The following is a 22,046-nucleotide window of genomic DNA, read 5'->3' as shown; positions in this document are numbered from 1 at the left end:
GTCCCCGACCCCACTCCACCACGTACGACGGGACGGTCCCACCCATGTCCGACCAAGTGGTCCAGACCTTCGACACCGAGCTGCGCGACCGGATCCTGCACAGCCTCGGCGAGCTGCTGCCGCGCGTCCTCAAGCGGGAACTGCCCGAGATCCCCGAGAACGCCTGCCTCTTCGACGACCTCGGCCTCACCTCGGCCGGCACCATCGAGCTGATCCTGGAGCTGGAGGAGGCGCTCGACCTGCAGGTCGACGTCGAGCAGATCACCGAGGACGACCTGCGCTCGGTCACCGGTCTGGCCGACTACGTCGCCTCGCACCTCATCGCCGAGGACTGACCGGTGCCCGCCGCGCCGGGTCTCACCCGGGTGCTGACGCGGTACTCCGACGGCCGCTCCGAGCTCTCCCTCGACCCCGACCTGCGGGTCTTCGTCTCCGACCTGGTCCGCCCCTACGGCCTGCCGCTGCGCGAGGACCTGCTGGCCGAGGGCGTCGGCCACGCCTACGAGGAACTGGCCGCCGGACTGCTGGCCGAGGCACTCGGCCCGGGTGAGCCGGCCGACGTGCTCGTCCAGGCCTTCGACTCGCCCGACGTCCGGCCCGGCGCGCCCACCTCGCTCGCGCTCAGCCGCTCCTGCGCGGGCACACCGCTCGCCCTGGCGCTCTGCGACCAGGGCACCGCCGGGGCGTTCGGCGCACTGCGCGCGGCCACCGCGTACCAGCGGACCGGCGTCGCCCGGCGTGCGGTCGTCGTGCTCGCCGAGCAGACCGCCCTGCACTACGAGCCGGCCGCCCCGGTCACCCTGCCCGAGCGGCACTGCGCGGTCGTCCTGGTCTGCGAGACCGCGCCGGGCGAGGAGCTGGCCGTCCGTCAGGACGGCGGGGCCGAACCCGGATCCGCCGCCGAGGAGGTGCGCCGGCAGGCGAAGGCGCTGGGGGAGGGGGCGGCCGTGCTGCTCTCCGCCGCGCTGGAGGTGCCCGGTCTGGACGCCGTGCGCACCCCCGCCGGCCAGCCGTTCACCGGACTCTGGTCGCGACTCGCCGAACGGCTGCCGGCCTGGCGGGCCGAGCGGCGGACCGTGCTGCTCGCCGACTTCGACCCCCGGCTCGGTGTGCTCTCCACCCTGACCCTGCGCGCCGGTCCGTGACCGCGGGTGCCGATCCCGACGCCGGGGGCGGCGCGGGCGCCGACCGGGTCGACGTCTGGCTGATCCCCACCGACCAGCCCGAGCCGGTGGTCCGCGCCCTGCGCGAGCTGCTCGACCCGGCCGAACGCGCCCGAGCCGACGGCCCGGACCCGCGCTCCGGCCGGCGGTTCACCGTCGCCCACGGCGCCGCCCGGATGCTCGTCGGCGCCCGGCTCGGCCGCGACCCCGCGCGGCTGGTCTGGCGACGCGGGCCGAACGGCAAGCCCGGGATCGACGGGCTCGCCGTCAACCAGTCCGCCTCCGGAGCCCTCGCCGCCGTCGCCCTCGCCGAGGAACGCGCCGTCGGTGTCGACGTGGAGGAGGTCCGCGACGCCCGCGGCGCCCTGCGGCTGGCCCGGCGCTACTTCCCCGCGGCCGAGGCGGCCCTGGTCGCGGCCGACCCGGCGCCCGCCGAGCGGTTCACCGAGCTGTGGTGCCGCCGCGAGGCCTGCGTCAAGGCGTACGGCGGCCGGCTCGTCCAGGGCTTCGGCCTGCCGCTGGCCGGCCCGGCGCCGGTGCTGCTCGCCGACCCCGGCGCGCTCGGCCCGGGCCCGTGCCGGATCGACGACCTGCCCGCCCCCGGCCCGTTCCGCGCGGCCCTCGCGGCGGTCGGCGAACGCCCTTTCCGGGCCCGTCTGCACCGCTGGTCCATGGCCGATGTCGGTGCCACGTCAGGTAGTTGACGAAGCGTCAGATGTGCTCCGGCATCCCAGAATTCTGGTCTGTTCCGGATGATCGCGGCACTGATAGCGTCCCCACCGCATTCCCACCACCTTCCCCACCGCATCCCCGCCGGGGTCTGTCGGGACCTGTCGAGCCGAAGGGCGCGCACGACGTGACGTACGACGTGGAAGAGGCCGATGGGCGGATCACGGTCCGCTACGCCGGTGCGAGCGACGGCACCGGCCCGCTCACCCTCGGCCAGGACAACATGATCCGCTGCATCCGGCGTGACCGGCCCGAGCAGATGAACCAGGCCTCGGCCTGGCCGGTCCCCGACGGCACCACCGTGCCCGCCGCCGTCGACGCGCTGCGCGCCCTGGTCGAGCGCCACGAGTCGCTGCGCACCGCCTTCCCGCCCGGCCCCGCCGCGGACGCCTTTCCCGAGCACCAGCAGGTTTGCCCGGAAGGCGAGTTCACCGTTGTCACCGTGCCCGCCCGCGACCGCACGGACAGCGAACTCGACGCGCTGGCCGATGAATTGGCACAGGCCGATGTCGCCCTGCCGCTCGACCTCGGCGCCGCCCCGCGGCTGCGCTTCACCCTCGTCGCCGACGGCGAGCTGGTGCGCAGACTGGTCGTGACGGCCTGCCACGCGGGAGTCGACGGCGCCGCCGTCACCCTGCTCATCCAGGACTGGCTGGCCCTCGCCGCCGGCAAGGAACTGCCGCCCGCCACCTCCCGCACCCCGCTCCAGGTGTCCGCCCAGGAGCAGAGCACGCAGGGCCGGCGCAAGACCGCGGCCGCGCTCAAGCACTGGGAGGCGATCCTCGCCACCGGCCCCACGACGGTCTTCGCCACCGACGGCATCACCGGCCCGCCGGACGGGCTGGCCGCCGTCCTGCTGCGCTCCCGCACCGCCGCCGCCGACCTGGAAGCGGTCTGCCGCCGAACCGCGGCCAGCCCCTCGGCCGTCCTGCTCGCCGTCTTCGCCGCCCTCACCGCCCACCGTGCCGACCGCACGGACCTGGTGATCTCGGCGCTGTCCGCCAACCGCCAGCGCGCCGCGCTCGCCGACCACATCGGCACCCTCGCCCAGGACGCGCTGATCGCCCTCGACACCGCGGCCGGCGACCTCGACGAGCTGATCGGCCGGACCAAGTTGGCCTCCTTCACGGGCTACTGGCACAGCACCCTCAACGCCGACAAGGTCTGGCGGCTCATCGACGAGGTCTCCGAGCGGCGCGGCGCCCGCTTCGCCCGCCAGGTCGTCGTCAACGACCTCAGCCTCGCCATCCCCGAGGCGCTGTCCGACGCCCGCCCCGCGCCCGCCGCCGACCCCGAACTCCAGTGGCTGCCCGACCAGCCGATGCCGGTCCGGCTGATGCTCAACCTCCTGCGCACCACCGGCACCCTGGAGTTCGCCCTGCTCGCCTGCCCCCAGGTGCTCGACCGGGCCGACACCGAACGCTTCGCCCACGCCGTCCCCGCCGTGCTCGCCGCAGCCGCCGACCGCCCCCTCCCGCTCACCGAGCTGGCCGCGCTCAGCGGCCTGCGCCCCGCCACCCGGACGGGCGACTGGCACCGCGTCGGCGCCGACTGGATCGACCTCGACGCCGTCCGCGCCCTGCTCGCCGAGGCCCTCGGCCCCGCCGCCGCGGCGGTCGACCTCGTCCGCACCGACAACGACGGCCTGCTCGCGCGCATCGCCACCGCGCACCCGGCCCTCACCCCCGCCGCCGCCCACCGCGCGGTGATGGCCGCGCTCGGCGGACGCGAGACCGCGATGGCCCCGCAGCACTACACCGTCCACCCCTACCCGGACGCGCTCCCGCCCGTCTGGTCCGCCCTCCCGGTGCTCGCCGAGGGCACCGGCCGCGCGGGCTGACCGGCGCGCGGCGCGCCCGCGGTCCGTGAACGGGGATCACCTCCGTCCGGCCCCCGTCGCTACCATGGGGGCCGTCGGGGGACAGCCGAAAGGGGGGCGGGCATGAGCGTTCGGGAGATGGTGGCCCTCACGCTGGCACTCGAACTGCTCGGCGCGCTCTTCCTCGGCGCCGTGCTGCTGGTGGGATGGCTGGTGACGGACGGCCTGATCGACCTGGCGCCCTGGTCGCGGCTTGCGCTGATGGGCCCCTGCGGGCTCGTGGTCGGCTACTTCCGCAGGCGTCCGCCGCGCCGACTCCGTGCGGTCCTGGCCGGGATGCTGTCGTTCGCCCTGGTGTGCTTCCTCGTCGTGACCGCCGCGGAGCGGTGGCTGCCGGGGCTCGCCGAGTCGACGGACCTCGACGGCGTACTGGCCCTCGTGGTCGCGTTCGTGCCGGCCAACGGCGTCTTCGCCTTCGTCGCCGGCCCCCCGACCGAGCGCTGACACGGCCCTTCTGCGCCACGGCCGCGCCCGGCAGACACTGGGGGTGACCCCCGTTCCCCGGGGCGCCCGCCGACGCCGGGAGGGCCATGCTGCTCGGACTCACCACCGCCCTGGTCGCCACCGTCTGCTTCGGCTTCGGCTCGGTCTTCCAGGCGGGCGGCGCGCGCGAGGCCCCGCACATCACCCGGGTACGGTTCGGCCCGCTGGCGGCGCTGCTGCGCTCCTGGCGCTTCCTGCTCGGCACCGCCCTGGACATCGTGGGCTTCGCGCTGAGCATCGTCGCCCTGCGCAGCCTGCCCCTCTTCCTGGTGCAGGCCGTCACCAACGCCAGCCTCGCCGTCACCGCGCTCGCCGCCGCCCGACTGCTCGGCGCCCGGCTGCACCGCGCCGACCTGCTGGGCATCCTGGCCGTGGTGGTCGGCCTCACCCTGCTGGCCGTCGGCTCCGGCGAAGCGGGCCGCGACCACGCGCCGTCCGCGTTCCACTGGGCGCTGCTCGGCACGACCGTGCTGATGCTGCTGCTCACCCTGCTGCTCGCCCGCCGCGACGGCACCGCGGCGGCCGTGGGTCTGGGCCTGTTGGCGGGCGTCGGCTTCGGCGTCACCAGTCTCGCGGTCCGGGTCTTCGACTTCTCCGGCCCGCTCGACGTGTTCACCGACCCGGCGGCGTACGGGCTGGCGCTGGGCGGCCTCGGCGGCTACCTCGCGTACGCGCTCGCCCTGCAGCGCGGCACGGTGACGGCCTCGACCGCCGCCAGCACCGTCTCGGAGACCTTCGGCCCGGCGCTGGTCGGGGTGGCCGCACTGGGCGACAGCGCCCGCCCCGGTTACGCCTGGTGCGTGCTGACCGGCTTCGCGGTGGCGGTCGGCGGCACCGTCGTCCTGTCCCGCTTCGGCGAGGTGGAGGCCGAGCTGGGACCGCCCCCGGACACCGGCGACGACCACTCACGGCCGCACCCCGGTCGCCCTGACGGAACCGCCGTGCGAAGGTGACTTGCCGGACAAATCGGACGGCGAGGCGCGCACAGAGCGGCAGGTGCCATGACCACGGACGACGACCATCCGCCCTCCCCCCGGGCCCGGCGCCGACCCGCCGCCGACCCGCCGGTCGCCCTGCTGACCGGCGCCTCCTCGGGCATCGGCGCGGCCACCGCCGACCGGCTCGCCGCCGCCGGCTGGCGGCTGCTGCTCTCCGGCACCGACCAGGCCCGGCTCGACGCGGTCGCCGCCCGCACCGGCGGCCGGCCCCTGCCCGCCGACCTCGCCAAGCCCGACGGCGCCCAGCGCCTCGCCGAAGCCGCCCTCGCCGCGGCCGGACGGGTGGACGCCCTGGTCGCCAGCGCCGGCCTCGGCTGGCGCGGCCCCTTCGCGTCGACCCCCGCCGACACCCTGGACCGGATGCTGGAGGTCAACCTCGCCGCCCCGCTGCGGCTCACCCGCCTGCTCCTGCCCGGCATGCTGGAGCGCGACCGGGGCCGGATCGTCCTGCTCGGCTCGATGGCCGGCCAGGTCGGCGTCCGCGACGAGGCCGCCTACGCGGCGACCAAGGCCGGGCTGACCATGTTCGCCGAGAGCCTCTGGTACGAGCTGCGCGGCACCGGCGTCGGTGTCCGGCTGATCCTGCCGGGCGCCGTCGAGACCCCGTTCTTCGCCACCCGGGGCACCGACTACCAGCGCGAACGCCCCCGCCCGGTCCCCGCCCAGGAGGTGGCCGACATCGTCCTCGGGGCGCTCACCACCGAGCGCGACCGGGTCTTCGTACCGCACTGGCTCGGCTACCCGGCCCGCCTCCACGGCGCCGCTCCCGGCCTGTTCCGGCGGATGGCGTCCCGCTTCGGGTGAGGGCCGGCGTCCTGCCGGGCACCGCGGCCGCCGTGGAACTGCTGCACCTCGCGCCGGCCGCCGTCCGCCTGCCGCCCGTCAAACGCCTCGCCGCCCGCCGCACCGCCGGCTACGGCGACCCGCGACACATCGCCCTGACCTTCGACGACGGCCCCGACCCGCGCGGCACCCCGCCGATCCTGGACGCCCTGGACTCCCTCGGTGTCCACGCGACCTTCTTCCTGCTGGGCGCCATGCTGGAACGCTCCCCGGACGTCGGCCGCGAGCTGGTCGCCCGGGGACACGAGGTCGCCGTCCACGGCTGGTACCACCGCCGCCAGTACCGCCCGGCCCCCGCCCGCGACCTGCGTGAACTCCGCCGCGCCACCGAGGCGGTCACCGACCTCGCCGGCACCCGCCCGCACTGGTACCGCCCCCCGTACGGCGTCCTCACCGCCGGCCTCGCCCTCGCCGCCCACCGCCTGGGCCTGCGCACCGTCCTGTGGACGGCCTGGGGCCGCGACTGGGAACGGGGAGCGACCGGCCCCTCCGTCTACGCCACCGCCCGCCCCCACCTGGTCGGCGGCGCCACCCTCCTCCTCCACGACTCCGACGACACCTCGGCTCCCGACTCCTGGCGCGCCACCCTCGCCGCCCTCCCGCTGATCGCCGCCCACTGCCGAGCCCACGACCTCACCTTGGGCCCCCTCCGCGACCACGCCGTCCCACGCGGCTGACCGCCCATCCCCGCGCGTGCGGGGGCGAGGGGTCCGGCGCGGCCGGTCGTCAGGACAGGCCGACCCGCTCCAGGGCCGCCGCGAAGCCCGTGCGCCAGCCGTCGGGGGTGGCGCCGGGCGAGGGGGGTGGCTCGGGGCGGTCGACCGCCGCCAGGGCGGAGCGGACGACCTCCTCCGGGCGGGCGGAGACGACGTCGGCGTGGCCGAGTGCCAACTCGTGCTGCAGGTTGTCGCGGCCGTGGCCCTGCACCACGTCGAGGAGCAGCAGTCTGCGGCCCAGCGCGCGGGCCTCGCTGCAGGTGTCGCCGGAGCTGGTCACCACCAGGTCGGCGGCGGCCATCAACGCCGGCACCCGGTCCGTCCAGCCGAAGGGGTGCAGCCGCAGCCGACGGGCGGCGGCCCGCCGCAGCCGCCGTTCCAGCTCGGCGTTGCTGCCCGCCACCGCCAGCACGTGCGGACCGGCGTCGGCCAGTGCCGCCGCCGTGCGGGCCAGCGGCCCGAGGCCCCACGCGCCGGAGATCAGCAGCACGCACCGGGCCCCCGGCGGCACGCCCAGCTCCGCCCGCGCCTCGGCGCGCGAGGGCGGCCGGTAGAACGGCGCCCGCAGCGGTGCGGGCAGCACGGCGATCGGCGCGTCGGGACGGTAGCGCCGTACGCCGCAGGCGGCGACCTCCGAGGTGACCAGGAAGAGGTCGCTCTCCTCCTGCACCCAGAGCCGGTGCGGGGTGACGTCCGTGCACAGCACCAGGTGCCGGAAGGGCTGCGGCCCGCCGCGCAGCCGGTTGACCGCCGAGGTGGCGGTGGCGAAGACCGACACCACCAGCTCCGGCCGCTGCTCCGCGAGCAGTGCCCGCAGCGCCGGCACCAGCCGCCGCCGCGCCGCCGCGTCGGCGAGCAGCGCGATCCGGGCGCCGGGGCGCAGCGCGGAGAAGTGGAACGCGTCGTAGAGGCCCGGCAGGCCGAGCAGCCGCCGGAACACCGCCTCCCCGGCGGTGCCGGCGCGCTGCCCGAGCAGGGCCATGGCGTCGACGGTGGCCGTCGTCCAGCCGCGCGCCTCCAGCGAGTCCGCGCAGGCCCGGGCCATCACGTCGTGGCCCTGGCCGAGCGAGCCGGAGACCAGCAGCGCGTGCGGCACGGTTCCGCCCCCTCCCGGCTTCAGGCGTCCGACCGCGGGTAGGCCTCGGCCCGGTACCAGTCCGCGTAGCGCCGCACGCCGTCGGCGAAGTTGGTCCGCGGCGACCAGCCCAGCAGCCGCTTGGCCTGTGCGGCGGAGATCCGGCGGCCGGCGTAGTCGGCGGTCCGTGCCTCGATGTGCTCGATGGTGACCGGTCCGAGCAGTTCGTCGACGGTGTCGGCGATGTCCCGCACGGAGACGGCGGTGGAGCCCTCCAGCGCGAAGGTCTGGTCCTCGGCGGCGGGGGAGAGGGCGCGGACGTGGGCGTCGGCGAGGTCCTCGACGTAGACGAAGTTGCGGCTCTGCCGGCCGTCGCCCGCGATGGTGATCGGCCGCCCGTCGAGCGCGGCCTGCACGAAGCGGGCGACCACCAGCGAGTCGCGCATCCGGGGCCCGTAGGGGATCCCGTAGCGCAGGATGGTGAAGTGCCGCCCGTAGAGCTGGCGGTAGCTGTGCACGAGCATCTCGGCGGCGAGCTTGGTGGCGACGTACAGGTGTCCGCTGTGCTCCAGCTCGATCGGGACGTGCTCGTCCAGCTCCTGCTCCTCGCCGTCGAGCGCGGCCTCGGTGAGCGCGGCGCCGTAGACCCAGACCGTGCTGGCCAGAACGGTGCGGCTGAGGTCGTTGCGCCGGGCCGCCTCCAGGACGGCCTCGGTGCCGTCGATGTTGGCGCGGACGGCGCCGACCGGGTCGGCGGCGACGCGTTCGACGTCGGCCTGCGCGGCGAGGTGGAAGACCACCTCGCAGCCGTCCAGGGCGGTGGTGAGCGCGGGCAGGTCGAGGATGTCGATCCGGGCGTGGTCGGCGCCGGGGTTGAGGTACTTGTCGGTGGTGTCCACCGCGAGCACCTCGTGCCCGGCGGCGAGCAGCCGGTCGACGACGTGTGAGCCGATGAATCCGCATCCCCCGGTGACCGCAATCCGCACGGCTTCCTCTCCTTCGTCTGCTTCATCCCTGTCGGGTTCTCCCGGTCGGCGGGGCCGCCGGTGTCGTGTCATCCCGCGAAGCGGCGGTGGACGGCGCTCACCGCCTCGATCACCAGGTCGGTCTCGTCCTCGGTCATGTCGGAGTGGACCGGCAGGCAGATCTGCCGGGCGCAGACGTCCTCGGCGACCGGGAGGGCCGCGCGCCGGTAGGGGGCGAGCACCGGCTGCAGGTGCAGCGGCAGGTCGTAGACCTCGCCGGAGAGCCGTACGCCGTACTCCTCGGCGACCGCCCGCTTGAAGGCCGCCCGGTCGGTGCCGGCGGGCAGCAGCGCGACGTACTTGTAGTAGTTGCCGCGGCAGCCGGCCGGCTCGGTGACCGGGTCCAGCCCGTCGAGCGCGCCGAGCGCCGCGTCGTAGCGCTGGGCGACCCGGCGCCTGGTCTCCACGAACTCCTTGAGCCGGCGCAGGTGGACGGTGCCGATGGCGGCGTTCGGCTCGCTCATCCGCCAGGACGCGCCGAGCCGGACGTGGTGGTTGGTGGTGAACGAGCCCTTGCCCTGGTCGCGGTGGATGCGGGCCTCGTCGCGCAGTTCGGCGGACTCGGTGAGGATCATGCCGCCCTCGGCGCTGGTGGTGACCTTGGTCGGGTAGAAGGAGAAGGCGCCGGCCACGCCGAAGGTCCCGGCGGCCCGGCCCCGGTAGCTGCTGCCGTGCGCGTGCGCGGCGTCCTCGACCAGCGGGATGCCCCGGGCGTCGCAGATCGCGCGCAGGGCGTCCACCTCGGGGGTGATCAGCCCGCCGATGTGGACGAGTACGACGGCGGCGGTGTCGGGGGTGAGCGCGGCCTCCAAGGTGTCCGGGGCGAGCGCGAGGGTGGCCGGGTCGACGTCGGCGATCACCGGCCGGCCACCGGCGTGCAGGACGGCGCCGGCGGTCGCGTAGAAGGTCACGGCAGGGACGACCACGTCGCGGTCGCGGACGTCGAGGCCGCGCAGGACGATCTCCAGCGCGGCGGTGCCGCTGGCGACGGCGACCGCGTGCGAGGCGCCGTGCTCGGCGGCGAAGGACTGCTCGAACCGTTCGGTCCAGGGACCGAGGGTGAGCGCCCCGGTGGCGAGCATCTCGCTCACCGCCTCCGCGACGGCCGCGCGGTCGTCCTCGTCGAACACGATGCGGGCGGCGGGAACGCCCATGGGCACCTCCGGCTACGGGACGGGCTGTGGACGGGCTGTGCGCCCCTCGGGCCGTCGGAGACGCGGAAACCGTGAGGGCACATCGTTGCGAACCTGGACGAATAGTCCGGGCCAGGCACATCACGCTACTTCGCCCGCCGGGCCGCGGCCCGTCCGCACCTCCGCGCGGGTGACGCAGGGTGGCGCGGACTCGGGCGGCCGTCCCGACCGGCACCCCTGACAGCCACCCGGGAGCGGCCCTCGGCCGCAGGTCGGAGCCCGGCCCCGGGCCTCCACCCCGGGGACTACTCCGCCCGGGGTCGTACTGCTGCGTCCGCATTAGTCCGGAATGCCTGCACAGAGCCGACGCGGAGGAGGCCCCCGTCGACCCAGGATGGTCATGCTCCGGGCGTCCCCGGCCCACCGGCCGAGTGCGCCGCCCGGCCAACCCGACCTGCCCGCCATCCGTAAGGAGTCCGCTCTCCCGTGGCCACTTTCCTCTACCGCCTGGGCCGATGGTCCTTCCACAGGCGCCGGCTGGTGACCCTGCTCTGGGTCGCCCTGCTGGCCGCCGTCGGGGTGCTGGCCGCCAAGGCGCCGGCCGCCCCCGACGACGGTTTCGCCATGCCCGGCACGGAGGCGCAGAAGGCCTTCGACCTGATGGACCAGCGCTTCCCCGGCGCCACGTCCGACGGTGCCTCGGCCCGGATCGTCTTCGTCGCCCCGTCGGGCCAGAAGATCACCGCCGCCGCGAACCAGCAGACGGTCGAGAAGGCGGTCGCCGAGCTCGCCCACACCGACCAGGTGGTCAGCGCCGTCGGACCGTTCCAGGCCGGCGCGGTCTCCCAGGACGGCACCACCGCCTACGCGACGGTGAGCTACAGCGAGAAGCCCGGCAAGGTCAGTGAGACCGCCACCGAGGCCCTGAAGGACGCGGCCCAGCACGCCCGCGACGCGGGCCTGACCGTCGACATCGGCGGCACGGCGCTGATGGAGGTCGGCGAGGCGGGCGGTTCCGCCGAGGCGATCGGCATGGCGATGTCCGCCGTCGTGCTGGTGATCACCTTCGGCTCGCTGCTGGCCGCCGGACTCCCGCTGCTCACCGCCCTGATCGGCGTCGGCCTCGGCATCGCCCTGATCACCGCGCTCGGCAGCACCCTCGGCCTATCCACCACCACCAGCACGCTGGCGATGATGCTCGGCCTCGCCGTCGGCATCGACTACGCGCTCTTCATCGTCTCCCGCTACCGCGCCGAGCTCCTCGACGGCCATGAGCCCAGGGAGGCCGCCGGGCGTGCCGTCGGCACCGCCGGCTCGGCCGTGGTGTTCGCCGGACTCACCGTGATCATCGCGCTGGCCGGCCTCTCCGTGGTGGGCATCCCGATCCTCGCCAAGATGGGCATGGCCGCGGCGGGCACCGTGGTGATCGCCGTCCTGGTCGCGCTCACCCTGGTCCCCGCCCTGCTCGGCTTCCTCGGCCGCAAGGCGCTGTCCCGCAAGGACCGCAAGGGCAAGCGCGCCGCGACCGGGACCGACGGCGCCCGCCCCAACGGCGGCACCCGCTGGGCCCGCTTCGTACTGCGCCGTCCGGTCGCCGTGCTGGTCCTCGGCGTGGTCGGCCTCGGCGTGCTCGCCCTGCCGGCCCTGGACCTGCGGCTCGGCCTGCCCGGCGACGAGGCCAAGCCCACGTCGACCACCCAGCGCCGCGCCTACGACCACCTCTCCGAGGGCTTCGGCCCCGGCTTCAACGGCCCGCTGACCGTCCTGGTCGACGCCAAGGGCACGGCCGACCCCAAGGCCGCGGCCGACAAGGTCGCCGAGACCGTCAAGGCGCTGCCCGGTGTGGTCGCCGTCGCGCCCGCGATGTTCAACCAGGCCGGGGACACCGCGCTGGTCAACGCCGTTCCGGCGACCGGCCCGAGCGACGCGGCGACCACCGACCTGGTCCACGCCATCCGCGACAAGGCCCCCGAGCTGAAGTCCACCACCGGTGCGACCGTGCTGGTCAGCGGTGCGACGGCGATGAACATCGACGTCTCGCAGAAGCTCAACGACGCCCTGCTGCCCTACCTCGCGGTCGTCGTCGGCCTCGCGGTGCTGCTGCTCCTGGTGGTCTTCCGCTCGATCCTCGTCCCGCTCAAGGCCGCCCTCGGCTTCCTGCTCTCGGTGGTCGCCGCGCTCGGCGCCGTCGTCGCGGTCTTCCAGTGGGGCTGGCTCGCCGAACTGATCGGCGTCGAGCAGACCGGCCCGGTGATGAGCATGATGCCGATCTTCATGATCGGTGTGGTGTTCGGTCTGGCCATGGACTACGAGGTGTTCCTGGTCACCCGCATCCGGGAGGCCTTCGTGCACGGCGAGGAGCCCGGTGAGGCCGTGGTCACCGGCTTCAAGTACAACGCCCGGGTGGTCACCGCCGCCGCGCTCATCATGATCAGCGTCTTCGCCGGCTTCATCGGCATGAGCGAGCCGATGATCAAGATGATGGGACTCGGCCTGGCCGCCGCCGTCGCCCTCGACGCCTTCGTGGTCCGGATGGCGATCGTCCCGGCCGTCCTCGCCCTGCTCGGCCGCCGCGCCTGGTGGCTGCCGGCGAAGCTGGAGAAGATCATCCCCGACGTCGACGTCGAGGGTGCCAAGCTGCAGACCGCGGCGCCCGTCCCGGCCCCGGCCGACGGCCCCGACGCCGACCCGGTCCGCCACTCCGTGGGCGTCTGACATGGGCGTCTGACCCATCCGGCCCCGCCGCGGCTCCCACCCCCACGGGAGCCGCGGCGGGGCCGCGCCCGACCCGGCGGCGCGCCGGCGGGCAAAATGGTATGAACCGCATCCGTACTACCGTTCCAATGGTCGGTATGTACTGCATCTGCAGTATGCCCGCCACGTGCAGTACGTCCCCACTCCCCTCGCCGGATCGTCCGGGCCCGGCGAGGGGCCCGCCAGGGCAGCCCCGGACCGGGAGAAGCGAGCATGACCGAGATCTGGCTGCGCCGCGTACGCAGCCGCCACCCCCTCCTGCTCGACGTGCTGCTCGTGCTCGCCGTGTTCGTGGTCACCGCCGGGACGACCACCATCGACCGCCTCGGGAACCCCATCGCGCCGAACCCGGCCGCGTTGACCCTGGCGGTCCTCTCCAGCCTCGCCCTGTTCGGCCATCGCCGCCGGCCCTATGTGGTCTTCGGGGTCACCCTCGCCTGCAGCCTGGCCCTCTGCTTCGTCGCGACCCAGCTCAACGTCGGCCTGGTCGCCCCGCTGCTGATCGCGCTGTACTCGCTCGCCGTGCACACCGACCGGACCACCGCGCGCGCCGCCACCGCGGTCTCGGCCGTCCTGGTGACCGTCGCCACGGTCATCAACGAGCCGCACACCTCCATCAGCATCAAGATCGGCGTCATCGCCTGGGTCCTGCTGCCCGGAGCCATCGGCGACTCCGTCCGCGCGCGCCGCGCCCACCTCGCCGCCATCGAGGAACGCGCCGAGCGAGCCGAGCGCACCCGCGAGGAGGAGGCCCGCCGCCGGGTCGCCGACGAGCGCATCCGGATCGCCCGAGACCTGCACGACGTCGTCGCCCACCACATCGCCCTCGCCAACGCCCAGGCCGGCATCGCCGTCCACCTCCTGGACCGCCATCCCGCCCAGGCCCGCGAGATGCTCAGCCACCTCACCGACGCCACCGGCTCCGCGCTGCGCGAGCTCAAGGCCACCGTCGGCCTGCTGCGCAGCGCCGACGACCCGCAGGCCCCGCTCGAACCCGCGCCCGGCCTGGACCGGCTGCCGGACCTCATCGGCGCCTTCGAACGGGCCGGCCTGCCGGTGCGCCTCGCCGTCGAGGGCGAGCCGCAGCCGCTCTCCCCGGGCGTCGACCTCACGGCGTACCGGATCCTCCAGGAGTCCCTGACCAACGTCGCCAAGCACGCCGCCGGCACCACCGCCGACGTCACCCTCGCGTACTCCGGCAGCCGTGTCCTGCTGACCGTCGCCAACGGGCGCCCGGCGCCCGGCCCCCGCTCCGGTGTCGTCGCCCCGGTCGGCGGAGGCTTCGGCCTGATCGGCATGCGCGAGCGCGCCGCCGCCGTCGGCGGGCGCCTCACCGCCGACCGCCGGCCCGGCGGCGGCTTCCTGGTCTCCGCCGAACTGCCCCTGCGCACCGCCGCCCGAGAGGAACACCCGTGACCATCCGAGTACTGCTCGCCGACGACCAGACGCTGCTGCGCGGGGCCTTCCGCGTCCTCATCGACGCCGAGGAGGACATGCAGGTGGTGGGCGAGGCCGCCGACGGCCGCGAGGCGATCGACCTGGCGAAGAACCTGCGCCCCGACGTCGTGCTCATGGACATCCGGATGCCCGGCGTCGACGGCCTCTCCGCCACCGCCGCCATCTGCGGCGACCCCGAGCTCGCCGGCACCCGGGTACTCATCCTCACCACCTTCGAGATCGACGAGTACGTCGCCCAGGCCTTGCGCGCCGGCGCCGGCGGCTTCCTCGGCAAGGACGCCGAACCGACCGAGCTGCTCGCCGCCCTGCGCCGCGTCGCCGCCGGCGACCCGCTGCTGTCGGCCGCCGCCACCCGCGCCCTGATCGACCAGCTGCTCGCCCACCCGGAGCCGGACCGCGGCCCCGCCGCCGCCCCCGAACGCCTGGCCGCCCTGACCGCCCGCGAGCGCGAGGTGATGGCGATGGCCGCCACGGGTCTCAGCAACGAGGAGATCGCCGCCCGGATGTTCGTCAGCCCCTTCACCATCCGCACCCACATCCACCGCGCCATGGCCAAGCTCGACGCCCGCGACCGCGCCCAGCTGGTGGCGCTCGCCTACCAGACCGGCCTCGTCCCCACCCCCCGCCCCCGGGACTGACCCCGTCCGCGGGCCCGTCCGCGCGCCCACCCGCCCGCGTCCGTCCGGTGACCGTCCGCCGGGTGGGCGCCGGCGGCCCGCCCGCATCCCGCTGCACGGCTGCTCCAGTGGGACCGGCTGCTTCAACGTGCTCACGGCCGGGCCTGATTCAGGCACCGGAGGCGGCACCTGCCCCGCGGACCTGAAGGGTGTCCCGCTCGGCGCCGGCTTTCTGATGGCCACCGAACTGACCGACCGCGGTCCGCGCACCCGGACCCTGCTCACCTACGGCGAGTCGGCCGACCCGACCTCGCCGCACTTCACCGACCAGACCCGCCGCTACGCCGACAAGCAGTGGGTGACCGAACGCTTCACCGAGGCCGAGATCCGCTCGGCCCCGGGCCTCACCGTCACCACCCTGCGTCGCTGACGCCCCGTCGATCCGTCCGTCCGGGCCACCGCCGTTCCCCGAACAGCGGTGGCCCGCAGGCGTGTTCGGGGGCGCGCGGACCTCGCGAGGGGCGTGCGGAAAGTGCGAGTGCATCAACGTCTTGACGCTCCGTCAGGTTCCCTCCGTGGTGCGCAGGCCGAGGCGGAAGGGTGTGTGCCGTTCATGGCAACAGGATGTTAACCAGATCGGCACATTCTGAGCCCTGGACGAGCTTTTGCCGACCCCATACCCGTGTTTTACTTCCCCTTGACGCGTCATCAGGTCACCGGGGGAGCACCGAGGGTCACCGACGCGGCTGCGCGGCGCGCCATCGACCCGCCGCGGCCGCACCCACCCGTCCGGGGGCATCTGGTTCCGACGTGCCTGCCCGTCCACCGCCCCTCCCGGCCGACGCCGCGAGGGTCACCGAAGGAGGCATCCACCACCATGGAACCGCTCATCGACCGGGCCCGGGCGTTCCCGCAGCGCGCGGGCGACACCGGCCGGGAACTCACCGCACTCGCCGCCGGCCAGGCCCCGCAGGCCCTGTTCATCACCTGCTCCGACTCCCGGGTGGTGCCCGCGCTGATCACCGGCGCCGATCCCGGCGACCTCTTCGAGCTCCGCACCGCGGGCAACATCGTGCCCGCCTACCGGGCCGACGCCGCCTCCGGCGAGACCGCCACCATCGAGTACGCCGTCGAGGTGCTCGGCGTCCGCGACCTGGTGGTGTGCGGACACTCGCACTGCGGCGCGGTCGGAGCCGTCGTGCGCGGCGAGGACCTCAGCGTGGTGCCCGCCGTCCGCTCCTGGCTGCTCCATGCCGACCGGGCCACGCTCCGTGCGGACGGTGCCGACGTCTTCGACCCGACGGTGGCCGGCCCGGTGCAGCGCCACGTGCTCGCCCAGCTCGACCGGCTGCGCGGCTACCCCGCCGTCGCCCGCCGGCTGAGCGAGGGGCGGATCCGGCTGCACGGCTGGTTCTACGAGATCCACACCGGACTGGTGCTCGCGCACCGGGCCGACGCCGGCCTCTTCCTCCCGCTGTGACTCCGCCGCACGGTCCGCCACCGCACGGTTCTCCACCGCACCGCCCTTCCCCGCACCGCCCCTCCACCGCACCGCCACCGCACCGTCCACCGAACCCTCCGCACTCTCCCGAGGACCCGATGACTCGTCGTCCCGCCCTTCGGCTGAGCACTCTGCGCTCCGACCTCCCCGCATCCCTCGTCGTCTTCCTGGTCGCCCTCCCGCTCTGCGTGGGAGTCGCCGTCGCCTCCGGCGTCCCGGCCGAACTCGGCCTGGTCACCGGCATCGTCGGCGGCCTGGTGACCGGCCTGATGCCCGGCAGCAGCCTTCAGGTGTCCGGCCCCGCCGCGGGCCTGACCGTGCTGGTCCTCGCGGCCGTCCAGGAACACGGCCTCGCCACCCTCGGCGTCATCACCGCCGTCGCCGGCCTGCTCCAGCTCGCCCTGGGCGCCGCCCGCCTCGGCCGGCTGTTCCGGGCGATCTCCGTCTCGGTCGTCCAGGGCATGCTGGCCGGCATCGGCCTGGTGCTGATCGCCGGTCAGCTCTACGCGCTCGCCGACGCCAAGGCGCCGGCCGGCGGCCCCGCCAAGCTCGCCGGAATCCCCGGGCTGGCCGCCGACGTCGCCGGGGACCCGCACGCGGTGGCCGCGGCCGCCATCGGCGCCGGGACGGTGGCGGTCCTGCTGCTCTGGCCGCGCCTGCCGGCCCGGGTCCGGGCAGTCCCGGCACCACTCGCCGCCGTCGCGGGCGCGACGGCCGTCACCGCCCTGTTCGACCTGCCCGTCGCCCGGGTCGAGGTGGCCGGACTCACCGGGGTCCTCCACCTGCCCGGAGCCTCCGACCTCGCGGCGCTCGGCAGCCTCGGGGTGCTCGGCACGGCCGTCGCCTTCGCGCTGATCGCCTCGGCCGAGAGCCTGTTCAGCGCGGCCGCCGTCGACCGTCTGCACGACGGCCCGCGGACCGACTACGACCGCGAACTGCTCGCCCAGGGCGTCGGCAACACCCTTTGCGGCCTGCTCGGCGCGCTGCCGATGACGGCCGTCATCGTCCGCAGCGCCGCCAACGTCCAGGCCGGCGCCCGGACCAAGGCCTCCCGCGTCCTCCACGGCCTCTGGCTGCTGCTCTTCGCGGCCCTGCTCCCGGGCTTCCTCTCCGCCATCCCGCTCGCCGCGCTGGCCGGCGTCCTGGTCCACGCCGGGGCCAAGCTGGTCCCGGTCCGCACCCTGCGGCCGCTCTGGCGGGCCGACCGCGGTGAGGCGGTGATCCTGGCCGCCACGGCGATCGCGATCGTCGTGACCAACCTCCTGGAAGGGGTGCTGCTCGGGCTCCTGCTCGCGGTGCTCAAGAGCGCCTGGGACACCTCCCACCTCCAGGTCGCGGTCACCGAACTCCCCGACGGCGCCGTCCGGGTGAACCTGCACGGGAACGCCACCTTCCTCCGGCTGCCCCGTCTCCTCGAAACCCTCGAATCCCTGGAGGAGCTGCCGGCCGACCGTCCCGTGCGGCTCGACCTCGCCGGTGTGCGCCACCTCGACCACGCCTGCCGCAGCGCCCTCGAACTCTGGCAGGAGCGCCACAACCGCAACGGCTCCGCCGAACTCCTCGGACTGCCCGCGGCCTCCGTCTGACCCGCCCGGGGACGGGGACGGGGCGGGCGGGGGCCACGAACGGCCTCGCCCGCGACGAACTCCGGATGACGAACTCTGGGACGATGAGGTCCGTCGTCGACCTCGCGGCACGCGCGGCCGCGGGGTCCGGCCTGCTCCGACGGTGTCCGCGGGATAGGCCCCGGCCGGACCGACCCGCCCTGGAGGCACATCGTGGAGCGGACACCGGGGGAGCGCTGGGTCGCCGGGGTCGACGTCGGCGGCTCCGGGATCCGGCTCGCGCTGGCGCCCGCCCGGTGGCCGGACGGGCTCGCGGGGGCACGGACGGCCGAGCTGGCCGCGCCCGCCCGGGTGTCGGCCGCAGCCGGCGGCCAGGACGCGCGGGCGCTGCTCGACCACCTGCTCCCCGCCCTCCGGGGCCTCGCCGGCGGGCTGCCGGACGGCGCCTGGATCGGGGCCGTCGCGGTGGGTGCCACCGGCATGGCCCTGCTCGGCCGTGACCTCGCCGCCCGCCTGCCCGGTCCGCTCGCCCGCGCCACCGGGGCCCGGCAGCTGGTGCTCGCCGGGGACGCGATCACCGCCCACGTGGGCGCGCTGGGCGCGGACGCCGGAGTGACGGTGGCCGGCGGCACGGGGCTGGTCGCCATCGGCTTCCACCCCGGATCCGGCTGGCGGCGCGCCGACGGCTGGGGCCAGCTGCTCGGCGACTGCGGCAGCGGCGGCTGGCTCGGCCGCGCCGGGCTGGAAGCCGCGCTGCGGGCGTACGACGGCCGCCCCGGCGGCTCGGCCCCGCTGCTGGCCGCCGCCGAACGCCGCTACGGCCCGGTGACCGACCTCCCGGCCGCCCTGCAGCCGCGCCCCGACCGCGCCGCCCTGCTCGCCGCCTTCGCCCCGGACGTCGCCGCCGCAGCCGAGCAGGGCTGCCCGGTGGCCGCCGGACTGCTCCGCCGTGCCGGTGAGGAGATCGCGGCCACCGCGACCGCCGCCGCCGCGTCGGCCGGTCTCCCCGCCCCCGACCTCGCCCTGACCGGCGGCCTCTTCCGCCTCACCGCCCTGCACCGCGCCACCCTCGACGCCCTCACTGCCCGCCTGCCCGCCGCCCGCCTCCGCACCCCCGACGGCCCGCCCCTGCTCGGCGCCCTCCGCCTCGCCGTCACCGCCCCCGACCTCCCCTGGCCCCTCCACCCACCGCTGCTCACCCTCCTCGCCACCTGAGGACACCACCCGACGGTCACCACCCGACGTCGGAAAAACGGCTTGAGCAGCGAGCCGGAGCCTGTCTAGCGTGGCGGGCATGGAGAAGATCACCGCCCCCGCCGACTGGCTCGCGGCCAACCGTGCCAGCTGGGACGGGCGCGTCCCGGTCCATGTCGCCAGCAACTTCTACGACGTGCCCGGCTTCGTCGCGGGCCGGGAAGCGCTGCGGGACTTCGAGCTCACCGAGGTCGGCGATGTGCGCGGGAAGTCCCTGCTGCACCTCCAGTGCCACTTCGGGCAGGACACGCTGTCCTGGGCCCGGCACGGGGCGACCGTCACCGGGCTGGACTTCTCCCGGCCGGCCGTGGAGGCCGCCACCGAGCTGGCCGCGCGGATCGGCGCCGACACCGCCCGCTTCGTCGTCTCCGACGTGCACGACGCCGTGGACGCACTCGACGGGCAGCGCTTCGACGTCGTCTACACCGGCCTGGGCGCGTTGAACTGGCTCCCGGACATCGAGCGCTGGGCACGGACGGCGGCGGCCCTGGTCGCCCCGGGGGGCTTCCTCTACCTCGTGGAGTTCCACCCCTTCGCCGACACCCTGGCCGAGGACGGCCGGACGGTGGAGCACGACTACTTCCACCGCGAGGCCATGGTCTGGGACGAGGCCAGTACCTACACCGACGGCGAGCTGCCGCCCACGGCGGCGAGTCTGACCGTCGAGTGGCAGCACGGCGTGGGCGAGGTCGTGAGCGCGCTCGCGGCGGAGGGCCTGCGGATCGAGTTCCTCCACGAGCACGACTTCACGCTGTACGCCCGCTTCCCGGTCCTGGAGCACGACCGGGTCTTCCGCTACCCGGACGGGCAGCCCGGCGTCCCGCTGATGTACTCGATCCGCGCGAGCAAGCCGGCGTAGCCCGCTCCACCGGTGTCACGGCTTGCGGGCCACCGCGCCGTACATGCTCACGCGGTCGGCGCCCTCGGGCAGGGCGCCGTCGGGGCGCCAGAGGGGGACGGTGACGACCCCGGGGTCGAGGACCTCCAGGCCGTCGAGGAAGGCGCGCACCTGGTCCCGGGTGCGGCCGACCAGGGGGGCGGTGGCCTTGCTGTAGACCCCCGTCACCCGGTCGCGGACCTCGGCGGGCAGGAAGTCCGCGGTGCCGTGCGACAGGATCAGGTGGCTGCCGGGCGCGAGCGCGTCCAGCAGGGTGCGCACCAGCTCGTAGGGTTCCTCCTCGTCCCGCACGAAGTGCAGGACGGCGGCGAGCACGAGGCCCGTCGGGCGGTCGAGGTCGAGCAGCTTCTCGGCCCGGGCGTCGGCCAGCAGCTCGACGGGCGAACGGAGGTCGGCCTGGATGACGGTGGTGCGGCCGACGGCGCTGCCGCCCATCAGGGCGCGGGCGTGGGCGAGCACGATCGGGTCGTTGTCCACGTAGAGGACCCGGACGCCGGGATCGACCGCCTGGGCGATCTCATGGGTGTTGCCCGCGGTGGGGATGCCGGTTCCGATGTCGAGGAACTGGTCGATGCCGAGGCCGGCCACACAGCGCACCGCCCGGGTGAGGAAGCCCCGGTTGGCGCGCGCGGTGGACCGGAACTCGGGGTTGGCCGACAGGGCGCGCTCGGCGGCCTCGCGGTCGGCCGGGAAGTTGTCCTTCCCGCCCAGGTAGTAGTCGTACATCCGGGCGGGGTGCGGGATCTCCGGACGGAGATCGGCGGGGACGCCCGGCTCGCCCTGTTCCCACATCTCTTCGTAACTCACCACTGCCGCCCCGTCTCCGCTTCGGTGATCCGATGGTCCGTCGGCGGACAGCGTAGGTGTTCGAGTGGACTCCCGTGTGCCGTTGGCCGGTTCACCCCCGGTTGTGCGGAATGGGACGGTTGCCGCCGCTCGCCCGTCACGGCGGGGCCCGGGGACGGCCGCGTGCCCGCGCGTTCACCCGATCGGGCGAGCGGCGGCCCGGCGGGCGGTCTCGGCGCTCCCGGCGGACGATGGGAGTGTCCGGGGCTCTGCCCAACCGAGGTGCCGCCGCCGTGGGGCGGCTACGGGAGGTCGCCATGGCCGTCGCCGAGATCGTTCCGGCCGACATCAGGGAGTGGCGGGGTCAGGCCGTCCTCGACCAGAAGGGGCACAAGATCGGCAAGCTGGAGTCCGTCTACGTCGAGACCGCCAGCGACGAGCCGTACTTCGCGACCGTGACGGTGGGGCCGGCCGTCTCGGTCGGGCTGAACGTCAACAGCAAGCTGGTCTTCGTGCCGCTGGACGGGGCCGTGCTGGGCCCGGGGTACGTCAAGGTGGCGTTCGCGCGGGCGCTGGTCAAGGCGGCGCCGTCGATCGGCGTCGACGACGTGCTGCCCGCCGAGGCCGAGCCGGAGGTGTTCGCGCACTACGGCCTCGACTACGCCACCGGTACGGGCGGGGAACGGCGGCTGGCCCGCCGCTGAGCGCCCCGCCCACCCGGTCGCCCGCCCCCGCCGTCGACCACCGGGGCAGTGATACCCCACGGGGTACACTGGACAGTCGGTAGTCGACAGCGGAAGGCGGTCCTGAGATGCAGGTGGACGAGGAAGCCGTCGGTGCGGTCCTGAACCGGCTCCGGCGTGCCCAGGGGCAGCTGGCCGGCGTGATCGCCATGATCGAGGCCGGCCGGGACTGCAAGGACGTGGTGACCCAGCTGGCCGCCGTCTCCCGGGCCCTCGACCGGGCCGGTTTCAAGATCGTGGCGAGCGGCATGCGCCAGTGCATGGCGGGCGCCGACGCCGACGCGCCGCCGATGAGCGAGGCCGAGCTGGAGAAGCTCTTCCTGGCCCTGGCCTGAGAAAGTGTTGGGTAATCGGGTGATCACTCGTTCTTGAGGTCGTCGGCGAGGCGGCGGGCTGCTTCGGTCTCGATGGGGCCGCGTGGTTCGA

22 protein-coding genes are annotated in these 22,046 nt (G+C 75.1%); 18 read left to right on the top strand and 4 right to left on the bottom strand.

Annotation, left to right across the window (positions count from 1 at the left end; translation table 11 throughout):
* Window positions 1–44 precede the first annotated feature (44 nt).
* From ACFU9E_RS10330 to ACFU9E_RS10295, 8 genes are all read left to right on the top strand, one after another.
* Window positions 45–335, top strand: coding sequence for a phosphopantetheine-binding protein (locus ACFU9E_RS10330; RefSeq protein ID WP_380683353.1), 291 nt, complete (start codon window positions 45–47; stop codon window positions 333–335).
* 3 nt (window positions 336–338) lie between these two features.
* Window positions 339–1,145, top strand: a complete 807-nt coding sequence (locus ACFU9E_RS10325) for a hypothetical protein (protein WP_380683352.1) — start codon at window positions 339–341, stop codon at window positions 1,143–1,145.
* Window positions 1,142–1,867, top strand: coding sequence for a 4'-phosphopantetheinyl transferase family protein (locus ACFU9E_RS10320; protein WP_380683351.1), 726 nt, complete (start codon window positions 1,142–1,144; stop codon window positions 1,865–1,867). Before ACFU9E_RS10325 ends, ACFU9E_RS10320 begins: the two co-directional genes overlap by 4 nt.
* A 152-nt stretch (window positions 1,868–2,019) precedes the next feature.
* Window positions 2,020–3,732 (top strand): condensation domain-containing protein, encoded by a 1,713-nt coding sequence (locus ACFU9E_RS10315; RefSeq protein WP_380683350.1) that lies wholly within the window; start codon window positions 2,020–2,022, stop codon window positions 3,730–3,732.
* 102 nt (window positions 3,733–3,834) lie between these two features.
* On the top strand, window positions 3,835–4,215 hold the full coding sequence (locus ACFU9E_RS10310; protein WP_380683349.1) for a hypothetical protein: 381 nt from the start codon (window positions 3,835–3,837) through the stop codon (window positions 4,213–4,215).
* An 86-nt stretch (window positions 4,216–4,301) separates the two neighbouring features.
* Complete coding sequence (locus ACFU9E_RS10305; protein WP_380683347.1) at window positions 4,302–5,207, top strand: DMT family transporter; 906 nt, start codon at window positions 4,302–4,304, stop codon at window positions 5,205–5,207.
* Window positions 5,208–5,255: 48 nt separating this feature from the next.
* Window positions 5,256–6,056: an SDR family NAD(P)-dependent oxidoreductase gene (locus ACFU9E_RS10300; RefSeq protein WP_380683346.1), complete on the top strand. Its 801-nt coding sequence runs from the start codon at window positions 5,256–5,258 to the stop codon at window positions 6,054–6,056.
* Window positions 6,053–6,772 carry a polysaccharide deacetylase family protein gene (locus ACFU9E_RS10295; protein ID WP_380683345.1) on the top strand — a complete coding sequence of 240 codons (720 nt, stop codon included), beginning with the start codon at window positions 6,053–6,055 and terminating at the stop codon, window positions 6,770–6,772. The genes ACFU9E_RS10300 and ACFU9E_RS10295 overlap by 4 nt, the downstream gene beginning before the upstream one ends.
* 49 nt (window positions 6,773–6,821) lie before the next feature.
* Here the strand turns inward: ACFU9E_RS10295 and ACFU9E_RS10290 are convergent, their stop codons facing one another.
* The 3 genes from ACFU9E_RS10290 to ACFU9E_RS10280 all read right to left on the bottom strand — a co-directional run bounded on the left by ACFU9E_RS10290 (window position 6,822) and on the right by ACFU9E_RS10280 (window position 10,065).
* Entirely contained in the window at window positions 6,822–7,907 is a 1,086-nt protein-coding gene (locus ACFU9E_RS10290) for a hypothetical protein (RefSeq protein ID WP_380683344.1), read from the bottom strand.
* 20 nt (window positions 7,908–7,927) lie between these two features.
* The gene (locus ACFU9E_RS10285; protein ID WP_380683343.1) at window positions 7,928–8,872 is read right to left on the bottom strand and encodes an NAD-dependent epimerase/dehydratase family protein; all 945 of its coding nucleotides are present in this window, start codon (window positions 8,870–8,872) and stop codon (window positions 7,928–7,930) included.
* Between the two features lie 68 nt (window positions 8,873–8,940).
* A complete protein-coding gene (locus ACFU9E_RS10280; RefSeq protein ID WP_380683342.1) occupies window positions 8,941–10,065 on the bottom strand; it encodes a DegT/DnrJ/EryC1/StrS family aminotransferase in 1,125 nt (374 codons plus the stop codon).
* Between the two features lie 465 nt (window positions 10,066–10,530).
* Here ACFU9E_RS10280 and ACFU9E_RS10275 point away from each other — a divergent pair, with 465 nt between their 5' ends.
* From ACFU9E_RS10275 to ACFU9E_RS10240, 8 genes are all read left to right on the top strand, one after another.
* Window positions 10,531–12,759 (top strand): MMPL family transporter, encoded by a 2,229-nt coding sequence (locus ACFU9E_RS10275; RefSeq protein ID WP_380683341.1) that lies wholly within the window; start codon window positions 10,531–10,533, stop codon window positions 12,757–12,759.
* A gap of 252 nt (window positions 12,760–13,011) precedes the next feature.
* Complete coding sequence (locus ACFU9E_RS10270; protein WP_380714897.1) at window positions 13,012–14,214, top strand: sensor histidine kinase; 1,203 nt, start codon at window positions 13,012–13,014, stop codon at window positions 14,212–14,214.
* Window positions 14,211–14,894 (top strand): response regulator, encoded by a 684-nt coding sequence (locus tag ACFU9E_RS10265; protein ID WP_380688501.1) that lies wholly within the window; start codon window positions 14,211–14,213, stop codon window positions 14,892–14,894. Before ACFU9E_RS10270 ends, ACFU9E_RS10265 begins: the two co-directional genes overlap by 4 nt.
* Window positions 14,895–15,021: 127 nt before the next feature.
* The gene (locus ACFU9E_RS10260; protein ID WP_380688499.1) at window positions 15,022–15,303 is read left to right on the top strand and encodes a penicillin acylase family protein; all 282 of its coding nucleotides are present in this window, start codon (window positions 15,022–15,024) and stop codon (window positions 15,301–15,303) included.
* A gap of 447 nt (window positions 15,304–15,750) precedes the next feature.
* Window positions 15,751–16,353, top strand: coding sequence for a carbonic anhydrase (locus tag ACFU9E_RS10255; RefSeq protein WP_380688497.1), 603 nt, complete (start codon window positions 15,751–15,753; stop codon window positions 16,351–16,353).
* Window positions 16,354–16,472: 119 nt separating this feature from the next.
* Entirely contained in the window at window positions 16,473–17,960 is a 1,488-nt protein-coding gene (locus tag ACFU9E_RS10250; protein ID WP_380688495.1) for a SulP family inorganic anion transporter, read from the top strand.
* Window positions 17,961–18,152: 192 nt separating this feature from the next.
* Window positions 18,153–19,154 (top strand): BadF/BadG/BcrA/BcrD ATPase family protein, encoded by a 1,002-nt coding sequence (locus tag ACFU9E_RS10245; protein WP_380689108.1) that lies wholly within the window; start codon window positions 18,153–18,155, stop codon window positions 19,152–19,154.
* A gap of 79 nt (window positions 19,155–19,233) precedes the next feature.
* The gene (locus ACFU9E_RS10240) at window positions 19,234–20,052 is read left to right on the top strand and encodes a class I SAM-dependent methyltransferase (protein WP_380689110.1); all 819 of its coding nucleotides are present in this window, start codon (window positions 19,234–19,236) and stop codon (window positions 20,050–20,052) included.
* 15 nt (window positions 20,053–20,067) lie between these two features.
* Here the strand turns inward: ACFU9E_RS10240 and ACFU9E_RS10235 are convergent, their stop codons facing one another.
* The gene (locus ACFU9E_RS10235) at window positions 20,068–20,883 is read right to left on the bottom strand and encodes an SAM-dependent methyltransferase (RefSeq protein WP_380689112.1); all 816 of its coding nucleotides are present in this window, start codon (window positions 20,881–20,883) and stop codon (window positions 20,068–20,070) included.
* 311 nt (window positions 20,884–21,194) lie between these two features.
* Between ACFU9E_RS10235 and ACFU9E_RS10230 the strand changes: the two genes are divergently transcribed.
* Together ACFU9E_RS10230 and ACFU9E_RS10225 are read left to right on the top strand one after the other, a co-directional pair.
* Window positions 21,195–21,581, top strand: a complete 387-nt coding sequence (locus ACFU9E_RS10230; protein ID WP_380689114.1) for a PRC-barrel domain-containing protein — start codon at window positions 21,195–21,197, stop codon at window positions 21,579–21,581.
* Window positions 21,582–21,688: 107 nt separating this feature from the next.
* Window positions 21,689–21,955 carry a metal-sensitive transcriptional regulator gene (locus ACFU9E_RS10225; protein ID WP_355376282.1) on the top strand — a complete coding sequence of 89 codons (267 nt, stop codon included), beginning with the start codon at window positions 21,689–21,691 and terminating at the stop codon, window positions 21,953–21,955.
* Window positions 21,956–22,046: the final 91 nt, after the last annotated feature.

Source organism: Kitasatospora sp. NPDC057595 (genome assembly GCF_042800875.1).
Lineage (GTDB): Bacteria > Actinomycetota > Actinomycetes > Streptomycetales > Streptomycetaceae > Kitasatospora.
This window is presented reverse-complemented; position numbering and strand designations above follow the sequence as displayed.